We start from the raw sequence: 17,165 nt of genomic DNA on the forward strand, positions 1-17,165 counted from the left end.
TTTACTTTATTGTGCTTTGGCCATTTTAGTTGCTTGTATACTTCACCCAGTCGTATTCGGCATACAGCGGATTGGCTCCATTGTACGGTCCAAGCCAGTGATCCACGCCAGTTCCGTTCCACAGGTTCATCATAATTTTACCCGGCGTCTTCGGAATGTTCGTTGTGGCCGTATGTTTCAGAACACCGTCGACATACCACTTGATATAACCGGGCTGCCAGTCGAATGCATACGTATGAAAGCCTTGGGACGCATCAAAGCCCAGATTGATGATTTTTTCATGACCGCCGACGCCGTTCGTGTAATAATTGAATTGCACTTTCGTCGTGTCTTTTCCCAAAAATTCAATATCAATCTCATCCCACTGCGTCCCGTCCGCAGGCCCTGTATAGGTGAAGAAGGAAGACACGACTCCCGTATTTTTGGCAGGCTTCATGCTCACCTCGTACAGACCATACCCATGTTTGTTGGTTGTTCGGTATTCCCCGCAATCGAATTTGTTGTATGCAGAACTTGTCAAACCCAGCCTCAGTTTGCCGTCACTCGTAAAATTAACATTATTCGCCCTCCAGGTGCAGTTAAACATCGAACCATTGGAATAACCATCAGCCTTTTGCCATGTGCTCGGGTTGTGGTACGTTAGCGGCTCCCAAAATACATACCCCGCGAAAGCGCTTACCGAAAATAATAATGAAACCACTCCCGAAACCATTAACGCAACCCATGTCTTTCTTTTCATCATACACCTCCATTCAAATTCACCCATTTAATTTAAAGCGCTTACATGGGTGTTGTCCCCATTTTATACACTTCTCCTTATTGGAACTATAACAAACTTGAAAGAACAGATATTCATTTTTAAAGATGATTGGTTCAAAATGATCTTTTTAGTTTCAAAGGAAAGAGCCCTTCTCTATTGAAGGGGCCCCCTTTATTTTCCTCGTACAACCCTCAAACCCTGATCGGGCCCTAAGCCATTAGCATCGAATTTGCCTGGAAAAGAGATCTCCAAATTGTTCATCCCGCTGACCCAGCCTCCGCCCTTGGTTACTCGCCAAGTATTCTCCGGGCTTTCCGGGTGGCTGTGCCATTCCCAGCACCATTCTCTTACATTGCCGGACATATCATGAATGCCCAACTCATTGGCCTTCTGTGTACCGACAGGTTTCGTTTGTGTGCGGTTGTTCTCAATGACCGGCCAGCTCCATTCTCCGGTTAACGGCTTGTCCCCCGCATTCATCCAGTACCAGGCCACTTCATCAGCATTGTTGCTGCCGCTATACGTATAATTCTTGCTTTTCTGCCCTCCGCTTGCAGCATATTCCCACTCCGCCGCTGTAGGCAGGCGATAACCGTTTGATTCTTCGTTGATGGTAACGGTCCATTTCAGGTTATCATATTCATTTTTATTATTTGGATCGGTTGTATTCTTATCAATTGTATAATAAGGTTTCAAACCTTCTTTGATGCTGCGCTTGTTGCAATATTCCACCGCGTCATACCAGCTTACCCTCTCAACCGGCCGGTCTTCTCCTTTGAAGCCGGACGGGTTATTGTCCATGACCTCCATCCATTGCTTCTGAGTCACTTCGGTTTTCCCGATATAGAAATCAGACAGGGTAACGTCCTTGCCGCTATATGCGGACTTACTGCTCTTAAACGTACCACCCTCAACCAGAATAAGATCATCACTCACCGTGGAGTCGGCGGTTGAACAAGCACTCAAAGCAGCAACAGCTAGAATTGAAAGCAATATCATCCACTTTCCCATTCAACGACCTCCTTCGAAACTGAAGCTGAGAGCAAGACAGATCGTGGACCTGTCCTGCCTAGGTTCAGGAATTCAGGATACGCCTGCTTCCGACTGCCTTCACAAGGAAAACGATTACCAGACGGTTACGTTTGAGCTTCCGCTACTTTGATATCCTTCGGTTGCCATAACCTGATAAGACCAGCTGCTGCCCAAGTACATGCCTTTGCTTGCCCATGCATTCACGTGATTGCTGAACGTGATCGTGGAGTTGACTCCGATGGGACGTTTGGACTGTCTGACACTCCAGTATTGCGGGAACGTTTGATAGCCGTCAATCGAAGGAGCATTGTATCTCATCGTGGTATAGATGTCGTACGTGCCGCCATCGCTGTTTACGGTGCCTTTATACGTACCTGTCGGACGGTATGTTCCCCAGTTATCTACCACGTAGTACTCGATCAGCGAATTTCGGGTCCAGCCATAAAAAGTCAGGTATCCGTTACCCGAAGGTGAGAATACACCAGCGTTATAATTTACTACACGATTAGGCGTCCCGTACGTCCAGCCTTTACCCACAACGAAATTCCCCGTATTCTGCCAGGTTACGCTGTAGTTTCCACCTGAACCGTTCACGGCATTGACCGTACCTCCACCATCTGTCCAGTTTTGCCAATAATCCGTCGCGGCTCCGGAAGTTGCGGCGAAGACACCAAAGCTCATGGAAGCTGCAAGAACAACGGTCATCAATTTTTTCCCAAATTTAAACATATCGGAATACCTCCAGATATTTTGATGGATTCTGATTTAACATCGTCACAGCAACCTTTACGGACTTCTTTGAACGAGTGATTGAATGCGGGCAATCATTTGAAAAGGCGTTTCGAAAACAGATACAGATCGTTCTTCCACACCGGCCAGTCATGCCCTCCGCTCTCTTCATACCAAATGTGAGGTACTTCTTGCTGCTCCAGGTATTGATGTACGCCGATGCTGATCTGGATGAGATTGTCCTGATCGCCGCAGGAAAGCCATAACAACGAGAGCAGCGAAGACGCTTTGGCCGGATCTGGCACGAGCAGCTCCGGGGCTTTGGTATTCGGAGCTGCCGAAAAGGCGCCGACCCAAGCAAAATGGTCAAGATGGCTGAGTCCGATGTTCAAGGACTGTCCTCCCCCCATGGACAAGCCGGCGATTGCCCTGTTTTCCCTGGCTGTGCTTGTAGGATAACTGGACTCGATATAAGGGATAAGGTCATGAAGCAGATCGGATTCAAACCGTTCGAAAGCTCTTATTTTCTCGGGATCAAAAAGGTCTCCCTCCGCGCGATCATTAGGCATGGCGCGGCCGTTGGGAAATACCACAATCATCGGTTCAAGCAGACTGTCGTTGTAGAGATTGTCGAGAATGGTCTGTGGAGCGCCATGGTTGTGCCACTCCGTTTCGTCCCCGCCAATCCCGTGCAGAAGATAAAGGACAGGGTACGTAAGTGCCGAAGAAAATCCTGGCGGCTTGTACACCAATGCTTTACGTACATTGCCGACCGTTGCGGAGTCATACTCCACCGTCTCGACCACGCCGCGCGGTATGTTATCGCGGTATTGGTCAAATCCTTCAGGTGCCGAAGTTATCATGTACAGTGCTCCCTTCAAGGTTTGCGTTCTTCGATCGAACAGCTTTACAATGACAACATTATTCCTTCTCCCTCTGAATTTCGCTTGCAGCAGATCCCCGGTTTCCAGTTACTCCCCTGCATCGCCAAGCATGTTACGACACCACCTTCCTTTCTGCGTGAATTTACATTCCAAGAAAAGCAGACTAAAGGAGCATGAAACTCGAATGGCCTTGGTTTCGATTCGCTCCTTCTCTCCGAGTGTAGCGCTTACATATTTTAACAGCAACCGGATAAAGTATAGGACTTGGCTGTATCGTTGCAAAACCGGTATGATGATGCCGAGTCCCTGCAACTTGACCCATGATTATAAACCATGTTAAGTTTTCTCTATTGAAATACAGAACTTTTAAAGGGGGGACCAGAGGATGACCGAATTAGAGGTTGTAGATGTTTATGTGGGCCTGTCGCTGAGGATGAACATTGACATGGTCCACCATACGGTTAAATCGGAACTCTGATTAGAAAGCTTATTCAGATTATCAAAAAAGGGATCCATGTCATGGTCATTTCCTCTATCATTTAGCCATCTAAATTAAATGAAAAGGATGATCCCTTGTGTCATTAATAAACGTCTCTAACCTGACTTTTGCCTATGAAGGCAGTTACGATAACATATTCGAGAATGTAAGCTTTCAATTGGATACGGATTGGAAATTGGGCTTTACGGGAAGGAACGGCAGAGGAAAAACGACGTTTCTTAACCTGCTGCTCGGCAAATACGAATATAGTGGTACGATATCTGCGAACGTTAGTTTCGAATATTTTCCTTTCCACGTCGAAAATAAAGATGCGATGACGATCGAGGTCGTCGAGGACGTTTATCCAGAGTACCTGCATTGGAAACTTGTACGAGAACTGAACCTGCTAAAGGTTTCGGAAGATGTATTGTATCGGCCTTTCAGTTCACTGTCGAACGGGGAGCAAACGAAAATATTGCTGGCTGCCTTGTTTATGAAGGAAAATCGGTTTTTGCTCATTGACGAGCCTACCAATCATTTGGACATTCATGCCAGAAAACTCGTCAGCAATTACATCAGCAGCAAAAGCGGTTTTATTTTGGTATCCCACGATCGCTCCTTCCTGGATCATTGCGTAGACCATATCCTTTCCATCAACAAAACCAATATCGAGATTCAGAAAGGGAATTTTTCCGCTTGGTGGGAAAACAAACAAAGACAAGATCAATTCGAGCTCGCAAGCAACGATAAATTAAGAAAAGACATTAAACGTTTATCCGATTCCGCCAAACGCACGGGAGGCTGGTCGCATGAAGTCGAACGGACGAAAAACGGCACCCGAAATTCAGGTTCCAAGGTGGACAAAGGATATATCGGACATAAGGCTGCCAAAATGATGAAACGCTCCAAAAACTTGGAGCAAAGACAGCAAGCAGCCATCCGCGAAAAATCCAAACTCCTCAAAAATATCGAGAGTGCGGAACGTCTGCAGATCCATCCATTGGATTTTCACAAAGATGAACTTGTGCAGTTGGAACATGTATCGATATCGTATGGCTCCAAGACGGTTTGTAAAGATGTGAATTTCACGGTCAAACAGGGGGATCGCATCGCTCTTTTCGGCAAAAACGGATCTGGAAAATCAAGCATCCTGAAACTGATCTGTGATGAACGGATCACGTATACAGGCCATCTCCGAAAAGATCCCCAAGTTAAAATTTCGTACGTATCCCAGGACACGTCAGGCCTTGAAGGAAGCTTATCCGAATTTGCCGCCGCCCGGCACATTGATGAAAGTCTGTTCAAATCCATATTAAGAAAGCTTGATTTTTCAAGGCTGCAATTGGAGAAGGACATTTCGACGTTTAGCGCAGGCCAAAAAAAGAAAGTGCTGATCGCCAAAAGCCTCAGTGAGCAGGCTCATTTGTACGTTTGGGATGAACCGCTCAATTTTGTGGATGTCATTTCCCGAATGCAAATCGAAGAATTGCTGCTCGAGCACGCCCCTACCCTTCTTTTTGTGGAGCATGACAGCGAATTTTGCGAAAATATCGCCACGGATATCGTTGAGCTGTGAGCGCGCAAGACACTTGACATACAGGAAAAAGTCGCTAATTTAGCGGCTTTTTTTGCTTTTGAAATTCCAAGTCATAACACACGTACTGATTTTCCAGCTCATCACATATTGTATAATCGGACATTTTTCAAACCGAATTTTTTGACTTCAATGTCCGGTAACTCTTGGCGATTCAGCATCGCAGCTTTCTTATACATCAGCTTATACAAACTTTAACCATTTACGTGGAGAGGATGAATGAAATGAGTCAAGAGGTATTCAACATCGAAGCCGCAGGAGGCAACAATGTTCTGGCTTTCGTGGATTTGACGATTCTGAACTGTAGTCTCAAAGGCGTCTATCAGTATGAGGTGACCAAGGACGAAAAGAAAACGAAAATCCTCGTCATGCCTACCGATCCTGAAGCCCAGAGCATGACGCTGACGGAGCTGGTCACCGAAATCAATAACATTATCCAGTCGTTCGGCGGCGGTCAGAAGGTCAACGAAGAGAGCATGAAGTCTACGTTGGAATCGCTGGGCCTGAAAAACCTCGCGGATATTCAAGTGCAAATCCGCCAGCTCTTCGTTTACGTCGATTCGTCCAGCATCCAGGCCAATTCCAAGCCTTGCGAGTATGCATTTAACTTTGTCATCTTAAATCCGGTTCATCCCGATGAAAGCTTGAAGCTCTTTAATATCAAATCTCTCGGCATTGCCGTTTATAACACCAACCGCCAAAAAATTATAGAGCGCATGCAGCTTGAAGATATTAACCAGCTCTTAACTTAGACTAAGGAGCCGTCAATAAAATGAAAGCTTACGATGCTGAATCCGTCAAATCACTGACCGCCGTGCTTCACAGCGAGTTTTACATCGGGGAAGCCCTCTTTCAAATTGTTTTTCTCAAGAAAAAAGAAGGCCTTGTCGTTGCAGGGAAATGGGTCAACCCGGACATCTCTTTTGAAATGAGTGAGGTGGCCGATAATTTTGGCATCCTGCTTCCGGAGTTTTTGAACTTCGAATTGGTTATCGAATCCATCGGAATCGATTATTTATCCGACGAAAACAAAATCGTCTTCGATGGTGGCATACGTCATTTTGGCCATTTGTTGCTGGAAGCATGGAAAAGTCCGAATAAACCGGCAGATAGTTATAAGCTGGCTTTGGACTTTGACCGGAAACTGGAGCTCACCAGCATCCCGATCATCGGCCGGTTCTGTAATCCCGGAGACGGCTTTATCTTTAAAGGGTTGAATTTGAGTTACACGGAAAATGTGGAATTTAAATTTACTTTTCTTGCCCGGCTAGTCATTAAACAGCTGGCCGTTAACCTCGATATAGATTATATCCAATCCTTGAAAAACAAGCTTGCACTTCCTCAGCTACCGGGGAATGCTTCGGAGCTTCCGACAAACACCATCCATTGGCTTGACATCCATAAAGGCTTCGGCGTCCTGTACTTCTCCAAAATCGGAGTCAGTCTGATCGAATCCGAGCTTACGTTATATCTCGACGCAAGCTTTACGATCTCGTTCATCCGGCTGGACTTTTTTGAACTTAACGTGTCGACTTCTTTAAAAGACCTGAGCGACTTCGATTTTGGACTGAGCGGTTTGATGGTCACGCTGGAGAAGCCCGGGTTCAGCCTGACGGGCGGATTATATAAATCACCCGAAGAAAAGACGCTTTACAATGGGGTTTTAGGCTTAAAAATCGGCCAATACAGCCTGCAGGCCCTTGGCTCCTACGGCGAGATGCCCGGCAGCGGAGAAATGACCTTTTTTGCTTACCTGATGCTTGGCTTGCCGCTCGGCGGACCGCCCTTCTTCTTTGTTAACGGCCTGGCATTTGGGCTCGGGGTGAATCGGTCCTTAAAGCTGCCCGACTTGACCCAGGTCCGGTCCTTCCCTTTGGTGGAAGCGGCTATGGGAGACAACACGGGACTTCGGCCGGACACACCGCCGATGGTGGCCTTAAGCGCTTTGAGCAAGTCGATCGTTCCCGCCTCGGGCCAATATTTCATATCGGCAGGGGTTCGATTTACGACGTATGGCGTGTTGGAAAGCTTTGCGCTGCTCAATATCGAAATGGGTAATCGACTGGTCATTTCCCTGCTCGGTTTATCCAATGCATCGATGCCGCCAAAATTAACCGGAGTAAGCCCGATTATGCGGGCTGAACTTGCGCTGAAAGCCGTATTCGATCCGGGAAATGGCCAACTGCTGGTCATGGCAGCTTTGACAGACCGTTCTTTCCTGTTTGACCCGGCTTGTAAGCTCCAGGGAGGCTTTGCGATCGGGTTTTGGTTCAGCGGAACCTATCAAGGAGACTTCATCATCACCCTGGGCGGATGCCACCATCCGGCATTCCATAACATCCATTATCCATTCATCCCGGCGCTCGGTGTTTCCTGGATCATCAATCGCAATATTTCAATTAAAGGGAACGCCTATTTTGCCGTAACCCCTTCCTGTATGATGGCCGGCGTCAGCCTGCAGCTGCTGTTTGAGTCGGGAAATCTGAAAGCCTGGTTCTATGCTGCAGCCGATTTTATTTTGAAATGGAAGCCGTTCTTTTATCAAGCCAGAGTTCGGGTATCCGTCGGCGTATCCTACCGCATCAAAATATTCGGCATCGGCAAAACGTTCAAGGTAGAGATGGGAGCAGATTTGTCGCTTTGGGGGCCCAAATTTTCAGGAAAAGTTAGAATCAATTGGACCATTATCTCCTTTACCATCGGTTTCGGGGATGACAATCCGCATGAGACCCGAACCATCGGCTGGGATGAATTCGCGGACAGTTTTATTCCCGGATCCTTCGGAGACGGTAAAGCCAGGCTTGCAGCGTCGGCTTCTGCGGCAGCCGGAGCAGCCAGACTGGGCAGCATCTCCATTACCAGCGGACTTCTCACCCAATATCAAAAAGCGGATGGCAGCGTCGTTTATATCGTCGACGGTTTTAGAGCCGGAATTATGATCGAGCAGAAAACGCCCTGCTCCGATTTGTACTTTAACGGACAAAGGCTGCTGCAGAACAAAACGAAATTCGGGATCGTGCCCATGGGTCTGAGCGATGTTCGAATGGAACAGCACGTCACCATCAAAAGACTGGAAGATGATCAAGCTGTTCCGTTTCTGCAAGCCGTTCCCGAAGTAAGAAACATGCCGTCCGCCTTATGGGGAAACCAGGCGCCGGGACCGGATGCTTCTTTGATGAGGGATATGCCCGTAGGCATGTCCATTACCGTTCAAAATCCGGTTTCGTTAATTCATATCCTTCCCCGGGAAGGCAGCTATGCAGAATCGGTTCTAAGCTCATCAGAGCTGATCATCAGAACTGCCGTTTATCACCCTCCCGTATATGAACCGGCAAAGGTGTATCCCGCCGAGCCTGAAACCGTATTGAATATCGTAAAAACCACGATTGGCAGCAATCCCAGACGAGACCGTCTTCTAATGGATACAGCGGAAGCCTTTGGAACTTGGAATCAGGTACAGACGCGAGCTTTGGCCGATAATCCGCAGGCCGTGCTTTTCGCGGTTCCCGTTCTTCGTACCACAGGCAGCCAGGGAAGCTAGATCATACCAAGAAACAAAGAAAGGAGCCTGTCCATGGGAGAATCCATCCGCTTCGCGCAAAGAAGTGAACCGCCGCTGAAGGCCGGAACCTACCGGGTTCAGGTTGAGCAGGTTACCAATATCAACTGCCGGCTCTCTAGTGAAACGACCGACTTCAAGGTTTCATCCGAAAGATTTTACTTGTCTCCGGATCAAATCTACTCCGTCTATCCCCCTAGGGAAGCTGTGGGCAACTATGCGGAATGTCTTCCCCATATCGTGCTGAACCGCAGAACCCTTCCCTGGGAAAGGGCTTTGCTGAAGGGCCAGTCCCATATGCCCTGGCTCGCCCTCCTTGTGTTCGATGAGACGGAAAGCATCCAGCTCCACGAAAGCACGGTGGGAAACGCGCTGCAGCCGGAAGCCGGCGTTTTTGTTCCTTCTCTCCCGCTGGAAGACCATGAGAAGCCGGAAGATCCGTGCACCTATGTACATATTCCGGCGAATCTTCTAGCAGAAATATTACCTTACCCTGAAGCATTATCGCTGCTGGCTCACGGAAAAGGCGTAAGCCTGGATCGGAAGGTGACCGACGCTTCCGTCAATGACGACTGGTTTGCAACGGTCGTCTCAAACCGGTTCTGCCTGGCCCCCGGCGACGACAGCCGAGCCATTCGGCACACCGCCTGCCTCGTATCTTTGGAAGGATACGAGGTCTGTCTCAGCAGCCAGCAAAGCCGCCGTGACGCATTGGCACATGTCCAAATGGCCAGAATGATCGTGCTGGCGAGCTGGAGCTTCTCCATGGCAAAAGCCGCCTTTGATTTCGGATCGGCATTCGCATCCCTGGATGCCGACATGCTGTCTACCCCTTACCAGGGAAGCAGCGAGCAAATTCAGAAGCTGTGCAAGCTCGGGTACTTTCCGATGAATCATGTTGTACGGGACGGAAGTCAGGTTGTTTCCTGGTACCAGTCTCCGCTGATTCCTTATGAGGATCCGAGGACCCCAGTCAAGTGCGCGCGCTTCGCCGACCAGCTGCTGGCTTATGATCCCGATACAGGAATGATGGATATTCGCTATTCCAGCGCATGGCAGATCGGCAAATCGATGGCGCTGGCGGATCAGTCTTTTGCCCAAAAGCTGTATTCGTGGCGCCAGAGCAATGAAGCACTGGCCAGGACTTCGGTCTATCAAGGGCTCTTAAGCCTTCACCTTTCTTCACCGTCCAATGAAAAACGGGTTCATGATTGGAACGATGAGAGCTCCATCGGATATTCTTTTGTCAAAACAGCCCGGTCACCAGAAGGAACTGACCCTCAACCCGGATCCAGCGGAAAACAAATCCTGCTGGAACAGTTGAACGATCGATACAAAACTTTGCTGAATGAGGTGATTTCGGATGCAAGCCCGGATGGATTGGGATAATTCGCCTCAGGTCGTCCGCACGCATATTCGCCGTGTGTTTGGCGAGCTTGCTGCGCTCACGAAAAATCAGCCTGTAAGCCTAGAACATCAGGACGACGAATTGATCGGCTGGCTGAGTCAATTAGGTCTGCTGGTGAACCTGCCTTTTCATTACCTGATCCCTACGGAATCGATGCTGCCGTCAGACTCTATCCGTCTGTTTTATGTGAATCCCAACTGGCTTCAAGCGTTGATTGACGGAGCTTGCAGCCTGGGAAGAAACGCTTCCCTGGATCTGACCCATGATCAGGAATTAATCGATGCGGTCATATCCCAAATCGGCAAACGAATGAAGGCTGTCCGCCCCCTGCTTCAAAACAAGTCCGTTACGGCAAAGGAATTGGACGATGAGGTACAAGCCATCGGGGGATTTCTCCTTCGTTCGCCTTTGGTCCGCGGCTGGCGAGGACTGGAGTTTAGAGCACTTTCCTCTCAGGGCACCCCCCTGCGGGCACTCCGGATTGAAACTTTGTCCGATGATGTGTTAATCGGTTTGTTTGAGGGGGTCCCGTATACGCTTGAAATGGCTCAACCGCCGGAAGGATTTTTTTTCGGGTTTAATCAGATCAGCGGCAGGTACATGAAACGGATGAGAAATTTGGACAGCGGCGAGCTGCTCCCTGAATCGGATTCGATTGAAGTCGCCGTGCAGAACGAGAATTTGCGAACCATTGATGTATATCAAACAGCAAAGCATATGGAGGCTTATTTTCAAAAGGAGATCACATCCGCCGAGTTTGCACTTCAGATGATCAAAACTCCATATATCGGAAGAGTTATAAGAACCGACGAATAAAACGAATAACTTTCGCGGTGTTGAACATGGAATGAGGGCGAGGTGTCAGGGAATGGAAATCCCACGTTTACCTAAAAATAAAACATTGTGCGTTCCAATCCAGGTCCAGGCGATGATGGTCGGAACAACTCCGTCGCCCACCGTTTTTGCCGATATCACCGATAATTTCTCCAAAATCGGCAGAGATCCGCTGGGCGATCAGGTTCCCGCTCCGATAATGAGTGAAAAGAATCAGGAAAAACCGGGAATCCATCTGAGCTGGATTTTGCCTGAGGGCCTCAGACAGGGATATCAAACCCACGAAGAGCTTGAGCCCGAATATCCAAGGGCGCCTAACCGGTGGATCGTCTCCCGGCTGTGGTCATCGAAAAAGCAACCCGATCGGGTATCCTGCAAACACTGGATTGTGGAAAGCGATGCGATGGAAAAAGAAAAAGGCCCGGTTTTCTGGAATGAAGACAGCTTGACGTTTCCCAAGCTTGATGATCCCGATTTCCCATACCGGATCTTGGGCCGGTCCTTCCCGATCGACACGAACGTGAATGAGCCTTTGGAGAGACTTCAACATCTTCACGCGCTTGGGCCCGGTAATCCCGCTTTCTCTGTCATGTATCCGTATCATGTCAATGTATTCGGCTTTTATGATGATTTATTGGCGGGCGACAAATTCGGGAATCGTCTTAAAGATGTCAGAGTCAGCTACGTGATACGGGGTTATTATCAAAATCAGCCGGCTTTGATCGAATCGGAGGAAATTTGCAGGTACCGGTTCGGATGGAAGCCTCCGGAAGGCTTGGCCTACCCCGCCTATCCGGTGCTGCACGGAGTTGTAACCGGCCTTCATTGGGGGGATGACGAACAGGATTACAACGGCCACTTCATCAGCAATCTTCCGATGCCCAAACTGGCCGTTGGCAATTCATCCGTTGAAGCGGTTGCCGCTTTAAATGCGGCAAATCATATGTCGAACGAGCGCTTAATGCGGGTGTTACTAAATGATCAAAGTCATAAACTGATGAACCTGGACGGGATTTATCAGGCAGACTATACGGACCATAAAAAACGGTTTCAAATCGTTGCGGAACAGAACAGTTATTCACTTCAGAGCAAAATCAGCAACAGCGACAGTGATCATCAGGAGCTGCCGGAACTCACCCCGGACGAGGAGCGTTTGTTCAGGAGCTTGCAGCAGGGGCTTGAAGAACTTTATAAGCAGCGATTTGAAGCCGATGCCAAACGATCGTTAATCTATGATCTTTGGTGCAAATATATCATTACAGGCTACACCGTCGAACCGTTAGGAAATGACCAGGCAAGAATAAATATGAGGGAATATGAGGAGGCTCTGGCAAAGGAAATCCAGGCGCTGGACCTTACGGAGTCCGGCTTGGAGCAGCTCGCCGAACACCTCAAGATCCTTGAACAACAACTGCTCGGTTCTATTCACAGCTTCTATGATCTGGAGCAAACGGCGGACCACCGGTTCTACGAGCCGAATTCGCCGGTTCTTCTTCTCTCGGGCGCAAGCCGGGGAAATCTCTTTGATTCAAACGGATCCCCGGGAGAGCTTTTAAAATGCAGACTGCTTGGAGAGACGATCCGCTCCTTTACGATTGACTTTAAATTCAGAGAAAACGCCTATTCGGTATCCTGTCACACCGATCAGCTGCTTGCCCAGAAGCAGGTTAAAGGAAATTATCCTGAACTGCTGCTTGAGGCGGTACTGTTTACATCGAACTGCGCGGATCTCTTGGTTAACGTCATTGCGCAGCAGCTGGATCTCTTGCCGTTGTCGGAAAATGAATATGACGATTTGCTAAAAGTCTTTAATCAGGCACTGGAGGACATTACGAAAAAAGGCATATTGGATAAAGGGCAGCAGCTGCCCGACTCGCTGTTTTTAAATGTATGGAGTGAACCTTGGAATCCTGTGCTCCTTAGCTGGCGGGCCCTCTACTATCCGGACAAAAAACTTGTCAGCAGTCATCCGCAGCTGGATCACTGGAATTTTCAAGGCACGGACTATGTATATCACAATTCGGAACCGGATACCCATGAGTCTGTGGTGATCGAGGGCAGCATTTTTTTGACCCCCCATATCGCGGAGCAGCTTTATGCGATGACGCTCAAGCAATTGGGCGCAGAGGAAACGAAGAAATTTGGGGACCTGACCCAGCTGGACTATCTCTCTCAGATCCTGGAAGGCTTTAATGAACGATTTTTAATGAGTCAGCTTGCGCTGCGTTTCCCTGTCATGGTGTTTAATATTGGAAGTGCGGAACTGGCAGCGCGGGTCAGGGAGGCATTAGGAGAGTTTGCCGTAGAAAAGCCGCTGTTCAATACGTTCTTTTCTCCTTTAAGGGGAGGTTGGTGTAAACTGGATAAACTCAGATTGATCGATACCTTCGGTCAATTCCAGGAGGTTCAATGCAGCCAATATGCCATCGCTGAAGATATGAGAATGCTGCCTTTCCCGATTGGACAGTACATGATGCTTCCTCCGCGCTTTATGCAGCCCACCCGGCTGGATTTTAACTGGATTCAGGGTCGCACCGGGGAAAACTGCGACTTTAATCTTCCGGATTCCCCCATTTGCGGCTGGATGATTCCGAATTATATGGATCAAAGCTTGTTGATTTACGATGAGGACGGCTATATGCTTGGAAGCCTGATCGTGACAGCCTACGACGGAGATCGGGTCCATTGGAGAAATGCGCCGGGCACACCGGAGAGAGAGCCGTCGGGAGGAGGATCTGCAGAACTACCTGATGGAATAAATCCGGATTTGAAGGCTTTCTTAAATGAGTTTCTGCGCCGAAGCCGTGAACATAAGGAGGATGTGCTCACCCCGTTTCTTGACCTGGTCGACTCGGCCATGTGGGAGATTCATCAGCCCGAGTCCACAGGCTCAACCGGTTTAAGCCAATATGCCGGAAAACCGCTGGCATTGGTGAAAGCACATGTCAAGCTGGTGCAGGCCGGGCCGCCTGCGGCTTATAAATTTTTTGAAACCTTCAAGGGCCCGGATTCCCCTCCGGATATCTCCATTAGCCAGTTTAAGATGCCGTTATGGATTGGCGAAACCCATCATACGGGGGATGGTATGATCGGCTTTTTTGTTCTTGACGACCAGACTGGTTATAAGCAGTTCAACAGCGCTTTTGCCGATACAGGGTACACCTCCGATTATTTCAGGCATAATCATCGGGTCGATGTTCCCGCTGGCGACCGTACGGACGGGACGGCCTTGTCCCTGATTATGGACCCTTATGCAACGATACATCTCATAAGCGGCATGCTGCCTGTCGCTGAACACCGCCTCCCGCCGGATCGAATTGAAGCTGCATTAAACAGGCTCTATCTGACCTTTTATTTAGGCCCACTGCTGGCAGGAGGAGAAAGCTATGTTCTACCGCTCACGCAGCTGCCTAACCGGGAATGGGAATTTATCACGCCCGGAGAGGATGGGGCATGGGTCGAAACTTCGAATCTCCATCCATCCAATGGAAATGCCTTTCTGGTTCCACCTCCATTTCGTGCAGTAGAAGGCTGGCTGAAATTAAAATTGGGAGAATCGCCTGACTCAGAATCTCAATAAAGAAACCGTTTGGTATCAAGAACTCCCTCCTCCGATAACCATCTATCGGAGGAGGGGGTTCTTGGTAACACTAACCGTTTGCTGCTTTTACCGTTTCGATTTGTAAAGCGATTTATTGAAATGAGCGCTACTTCTCCTTTGGAATTTTTTAAGAAGTTATGCAAAAAAATATCAAATAAATCCCGTCACAACAGGCAACAGTAAACACGCAACCCAATTCCGCTAATTCCGAGGAGGAAAAATTCATAAAAAAATCAAGCATCACAGCGATTGCTGCTTGTATGTTGTTTGCTGCCACTGCACAAGACAGAGCACAAAATGAAAACAAAAGCGCACGAAAAAGCACACAAGCTGCATCAGAAATCGGCTGGCGGACAGCATAAGCTGCATTCGAAAAGCGTTAAAGAGGAACACAAACTGCGTGCAAAAAGCGTTAAGCCACATGCACTTCCGAAATCCGGTTACGGCGGAGTAGCGAGAAACAGCCGACGAAAGGACCAAGGGAATCCATTTTGCCTTTGTCCTTTCAAACATTGAGGATGGGAACAATGACAAAACGATATCTTTTATGGTTTCTGTTTCTCGTGATTTGTCTTAGCCCTAGCATTGGGTTATGGTCAACAAGCCAGGGCCAATTTCAGGCTCACCATGAAGCATTTCAGGCAAAGCCTGATCCCATCATGAGCAAGAAAACATGGATTCTACATCATGGTCTGCACTTAAACCTGTACGATTGTGTATCCCCTCGGTTAACCTTAGTGCACCAGTCGTTCCTGTCGACGTTCAAAAAGACGGCCGGCTCGGTGTTCCCAAATCAAGCGAGATTGCCGGATATTTTGCGGGAGGCGTGCTGCCAGGAGAAGCAGGCAATGCGTTAATTTCCGGACATGTGGATGATTATAAAGGTCCAGGCGTCTTCTATCCGCTCAAAAAACTGAAACCCGGCGCTTTTGTGCTTTTGTTTGATGAAAGCAATCGTTCTCTGGTATATCAAGTGGAATCCGTTGAATCCTATTTTACGGATGAAGCTCCCTTGGATCGGATTTTTGGTGAAACGTCCGACTTTCGTTTAAACCTGATTACTTGTACCGGGATATACAACCGTGCCAAAAAAGAGCATGAACAGCGCTTGATTGTTTATACGCGGCTGATCCAATAATTTATGGAAAAGGGAGCAGGCAAATGCAGTTACGTCACATCATTGGTTGGATTGCCATGTTGTTGATCTCAACATCTTTTTCATTTGCAGACTACCCGTCGTCCGCAAATGCCCAAGATGCATCCGACATGGAGACAAAAGAAGTAGAAGTGTTCCTGAACGATCTTTTTCACACGCGTTCCAAGCATCTGGCCGGAACAAGCGTCAATCTGGAGAAGGATTACGACCTCGATTCCAGTTCTGGACGGCACGCCCTCAACATTCAGAAAATCAGAGCCACCTATTTGCATGCTTGGGCCGACCACCGCAGCATGGCCGTCGTCGATGCGCAATCGAAGGTTCGGATTGGCAGGATGAAATTTACGGGCAACCAGGTCAAATTAACTTTGGGACATTCACAACAAATCGCATATACGTATCATGATACTCCTTCCAAGATGAATTGGTTTGGTCTGGGGACTTGGCATGTAATGACACTGACCAAAAAAGACAACCGCTGGGTTGTGGCCAAGGAATGGTTTCTTGATCCATTGGAGGAAAACCCCAAGAAAATTCCTGCAGGCGTGTTACCACCCTCTCCATCCGACCGGAGCATCCCTTCAGGCAAACAGTATAATCGCCAACGTGCAGTCGACTATGCGAATAAGTATGCCGGCTTGGCATGGGGAGCCGGAAACGAAGGAAAATATAACCGGAAATATAAAAATTATAATCATTTGGGTGGAGACTGCACCAACTTTGCATCCCAGGCTTTGGGTGATCCCGAAGAAGGAGGCGGCTTAAAGATGAGGGGACCATGGAGATATCATTATCCGAATGGAGGTACCCGTACCTGGGTGCAAACCGATTCATTCAAGCATTTTCTTCTAAACAGCGGGTATGGAACGGTTATCGCCAGAGGGCATTTCGGTGATCTTACACAGCGAACAGACAAGCGTCCATACGGAGCCATCGGTGAGCTGGTTTCAGGTGATTTGATTGCCCACGTTATGCACAACGATGTGGATCATTTCTCGATCGTCACCGGCTTTGACGATCACGGCTATCCGCTCGTTAACTCGCATACGGCCGACCGATACAAGGCTCCCTTTGATCTGGGATGGGATGACGAAACCCAGTATCTGTTCATTCATATTCGGGACTAGGTG

Annotated in this window: 12 protein-coding genes; 8 read left to right on the top strand and 4 right to left on the bottom strand. The window is 48.4% G+C overall.

The features are described 5' to 3' along the window. Window positions 1-25: 25 nt before the first annotated feature. The 4 genes from bglS to RSX24_RS10840 all read right to left on the bottom strand — a co-directional run bounded on the left by bglS (window position 26) and on the right by RSX24_RS10840 (window position 3,384). A complete protein-coding gene (bglS, locus tag RSX24_RS10825; protein WP_236414109.1) occupies window positions 26-739 on the bottom strand; it encodes a beta-glucanase in 714 nt (237 codons plus the stop codon). A 192-nt stretch (window positions 740-931) separates the two neighbouring features. After that, window positions 932-1,771, bottom strand: a complete 840-nt coding sequence (locus RSX24_RS10830; RefSeq protein WP_343260574.1) for a formylglycine-generating enzyme family protein — start codon at window positions 1,769-1,771, stop codon at window positions 932-934. A gap of 114 nt (window positions 1,772-1,885) precedes the next feature. Beyond that, complete coding sequence (gene xynA, locus RSX24_RS10835; protein ID WP_236414105.1) at window positions 1,886-2,521, bottom strand: endo-1,4-beta-xylanase XynA; 636 nt, start codon at window positions 2,519-2,521, stop codon at window positions 1,886-1,888. A gap of 95 nt (window positions 2,522-2,616) precedes the next feature. After that, a complete protein-coding gene (locus RSX24_RS10840) occupies window positions 2,617-3,384 on the bottom strand; it encodes an alpha/beta hydrolase (RefSeq protein WP_343260575.1) in 768 nt (255 codons plus the stop codon). A 596-nt stretch (window positions 3,385-3,980) separates the two neighbouring features. Here RSX24_RS10840 and RSX24_RS10845 point away from each other — a divergent pair. The 8 genes from RSX24_RS10845 (at window position 3,981) to RSX24_RS10880 (ending at window position 17,162) form a co-directional block, all read left to right on the top strand. After that, window positions 3,981-5,459: an Lsa family ABC-F type ribosomal protection protein gene (locus RSX24_RS10845; RefSeq protein ID WP_339278225.1), complete on the top strand. Its 1,479-nt coding sequence runs from the start codon at window positions 3,981-3,983 to the stop codon at window positions 5,457-5,459. Between the two features lie 242 nt (window positions 5,460-5,701). Continuing rightward, window positions 5,702-6,229: a hypothetical protein gene (locus RSX24_RS10850; protein WP_236414102.1), complete on the top strand. Its 528-nt coding sequence runs from the start codon at window positions 5,702-5,704 to the stop codon at window positions 6,227-6,229. A gap of 20 nt (window positions 6,230-6,249) precedes the next feature. Further along, complete coding sequence (locus RSX24_RS10855) at window positions 6,250-9,018, top strand: DUF6603 domain-containing protein (protein WP_343260576.1); 2,769 nt, start codon at window positions 6,250-6,252, stop codon at window positions 9,016-9,018. Window positions 9,019-9,051: 33 nt separating this feature from the next. After that, window positions 9,052-10,425, top strand: a complete 1,374-nt coding sequence (locus tag RSX24_RS10860; RefSeq protein WP_343260577.1) for a hypothetical protein — start codon at window positions 9,052-9,054, stop codon at window positions 10,423-10,425. Further along, a complete protein-coding gene (locus RSX24_RS10865; protein ID WP_343260578.1) occupies window positions 10,400-11,260 on the top strand; it encodes a hypothetical protein in 861 nt (286 codons plus the stop codon). Before RSX24_RS10860 ends, RSX24_RS10865 begins: the two co-directional genes overlap by 26 nt. Before the next feature lie 52 nt (window positions 11,261-11,312). Then, window positions 11,313-14,858, top strand: a complete 3,546-nt coding sequence (locus RSX24_RS10870; RefSeq protein ID WP_343260579.1) for a hypothetical protein — start codon at window positions 11,313-11,315, stop codon at window positions 14,856-14,858. Window positions 14,859-15,552: 694 nt separating this feature from the next. After that, window positions 15,553-16,017 carry a class F sortase gene (locus tag RSX24_RS10875; RefSeq protein WP_236414093.1) on the top strand — a complete coding sequence of 155 codons (465 nt, stop codon included), beginning with the start codon at window positions 15,553-15,555 and terminating at the stop codon, window positions 16,015-16,017. Window positions 16,018-16,040: 23 nt separating this feature from the next. After that, window positions 16,041-17,162 (top strand): amidase domain-containing protein, encoded by a 1,122-nt coding sequence (locus tag RSX24_RS10880; protein ID WP_343260580.1) that lies wholly within the window; start codon window positions 16,041-16,043, stop codon window positions 17,160-17,162. The last annotated feature ends 3 nt before the right edge of the window (window positions 17,163-17,165 follow it).

Source organism: Paenibacillus hubeiensis (assembly GCF_032334105.1).
Taxonomy (GTDB): Bacteria; Bacillota; Bacilli; order Paenibacillales; family Paenibacillaceae; genus Paenibacillus; species Paenibacillus hubeiensis.

What these genes read in the sequence shown, in the direction of transcription:
- RSX24_RS10875 (WP_236414093.1), top strand. Translation starts at nt 15,553, where the DNA reads ATGGATTCTACATCATGGTCTGCACTTAAACCTGTACGATTGTGTATC.
- RSX24_RS10830 (WP_343260574.1), bottom strand. Translation starts at nt 1,771, where the DNA reads ATGGGAAAGTGGATGATATTGCTTTCAATTCTAGCTGTTGCTGCTTTG.
- RSX24_RS10850 (WP_236414102.1), top strand. Translation starts at nt 5,702, where the DNA reads ATGAGTCAAGAGGTATTCAACATCGAAGCCGCAGGAGGCAACAATGTT.
- RSX24_RS10870 (WP_343260579.1), top strand. Translation starts at nt 11,313, where the DNA reads ATGGAAATCCCACGTTTACCTAAAAATAAAACATTGTGCGTTCCAATC.
- bglS (WP_236414109.1), bottom strand. Translation starts at nt 739, where the DNA reads ATGAAAAGAAAGACATGGGTTGCGTTAATGGTTTCGGGAGTGGTTTCA.
- RSX24_RS10865 (WP_343260578.1), top strand. Translation starts at nt 10,400, where the DNA reads ATGCAAGCCCGGATGGATTGGGATAATTCGCCTCAGGTCGTCCGCACG.
- RSX24_RS10855 (WP_343260576.1), top strand. Translation starts at nt 6,250, where the DNA reads ATGAAAGCTTACGATGCTGAATCCGTCAAATCACTGACCGCCGTGCTT.
- RSX24_RS10840 (WP_343260575.1), bottom strand. Translation starts at nt 3,384, where the DNA reads ATGATAACTTCGGCACCTGAAGGATTTGACCAATACCGCGATAACATA.
- RSX24_RS10880 (WP_343260580.1), top strand. Translation starts at nt 16,041, where the DNA reads ATGCAGTTACGTCACATCATTGGTTGGATTGCCATGTTGTTGATCTCA.
- RSX24_RS10860 (WP_343260577.1), top strand. Translation starts at nt 9,052, where the DNA reads ATGGGAGAATCCATCCGCTTCGCGCAAAGAAGTGAACCGCCGCTGAAG.
- xynA (WP_236414105.1), bottom strand. Translation starts at nt 2,521, where the DNA reads ATGTTTAAATTTGGGAAAAAATTGATGACCGTTGTTCTTGCAGCTTCC.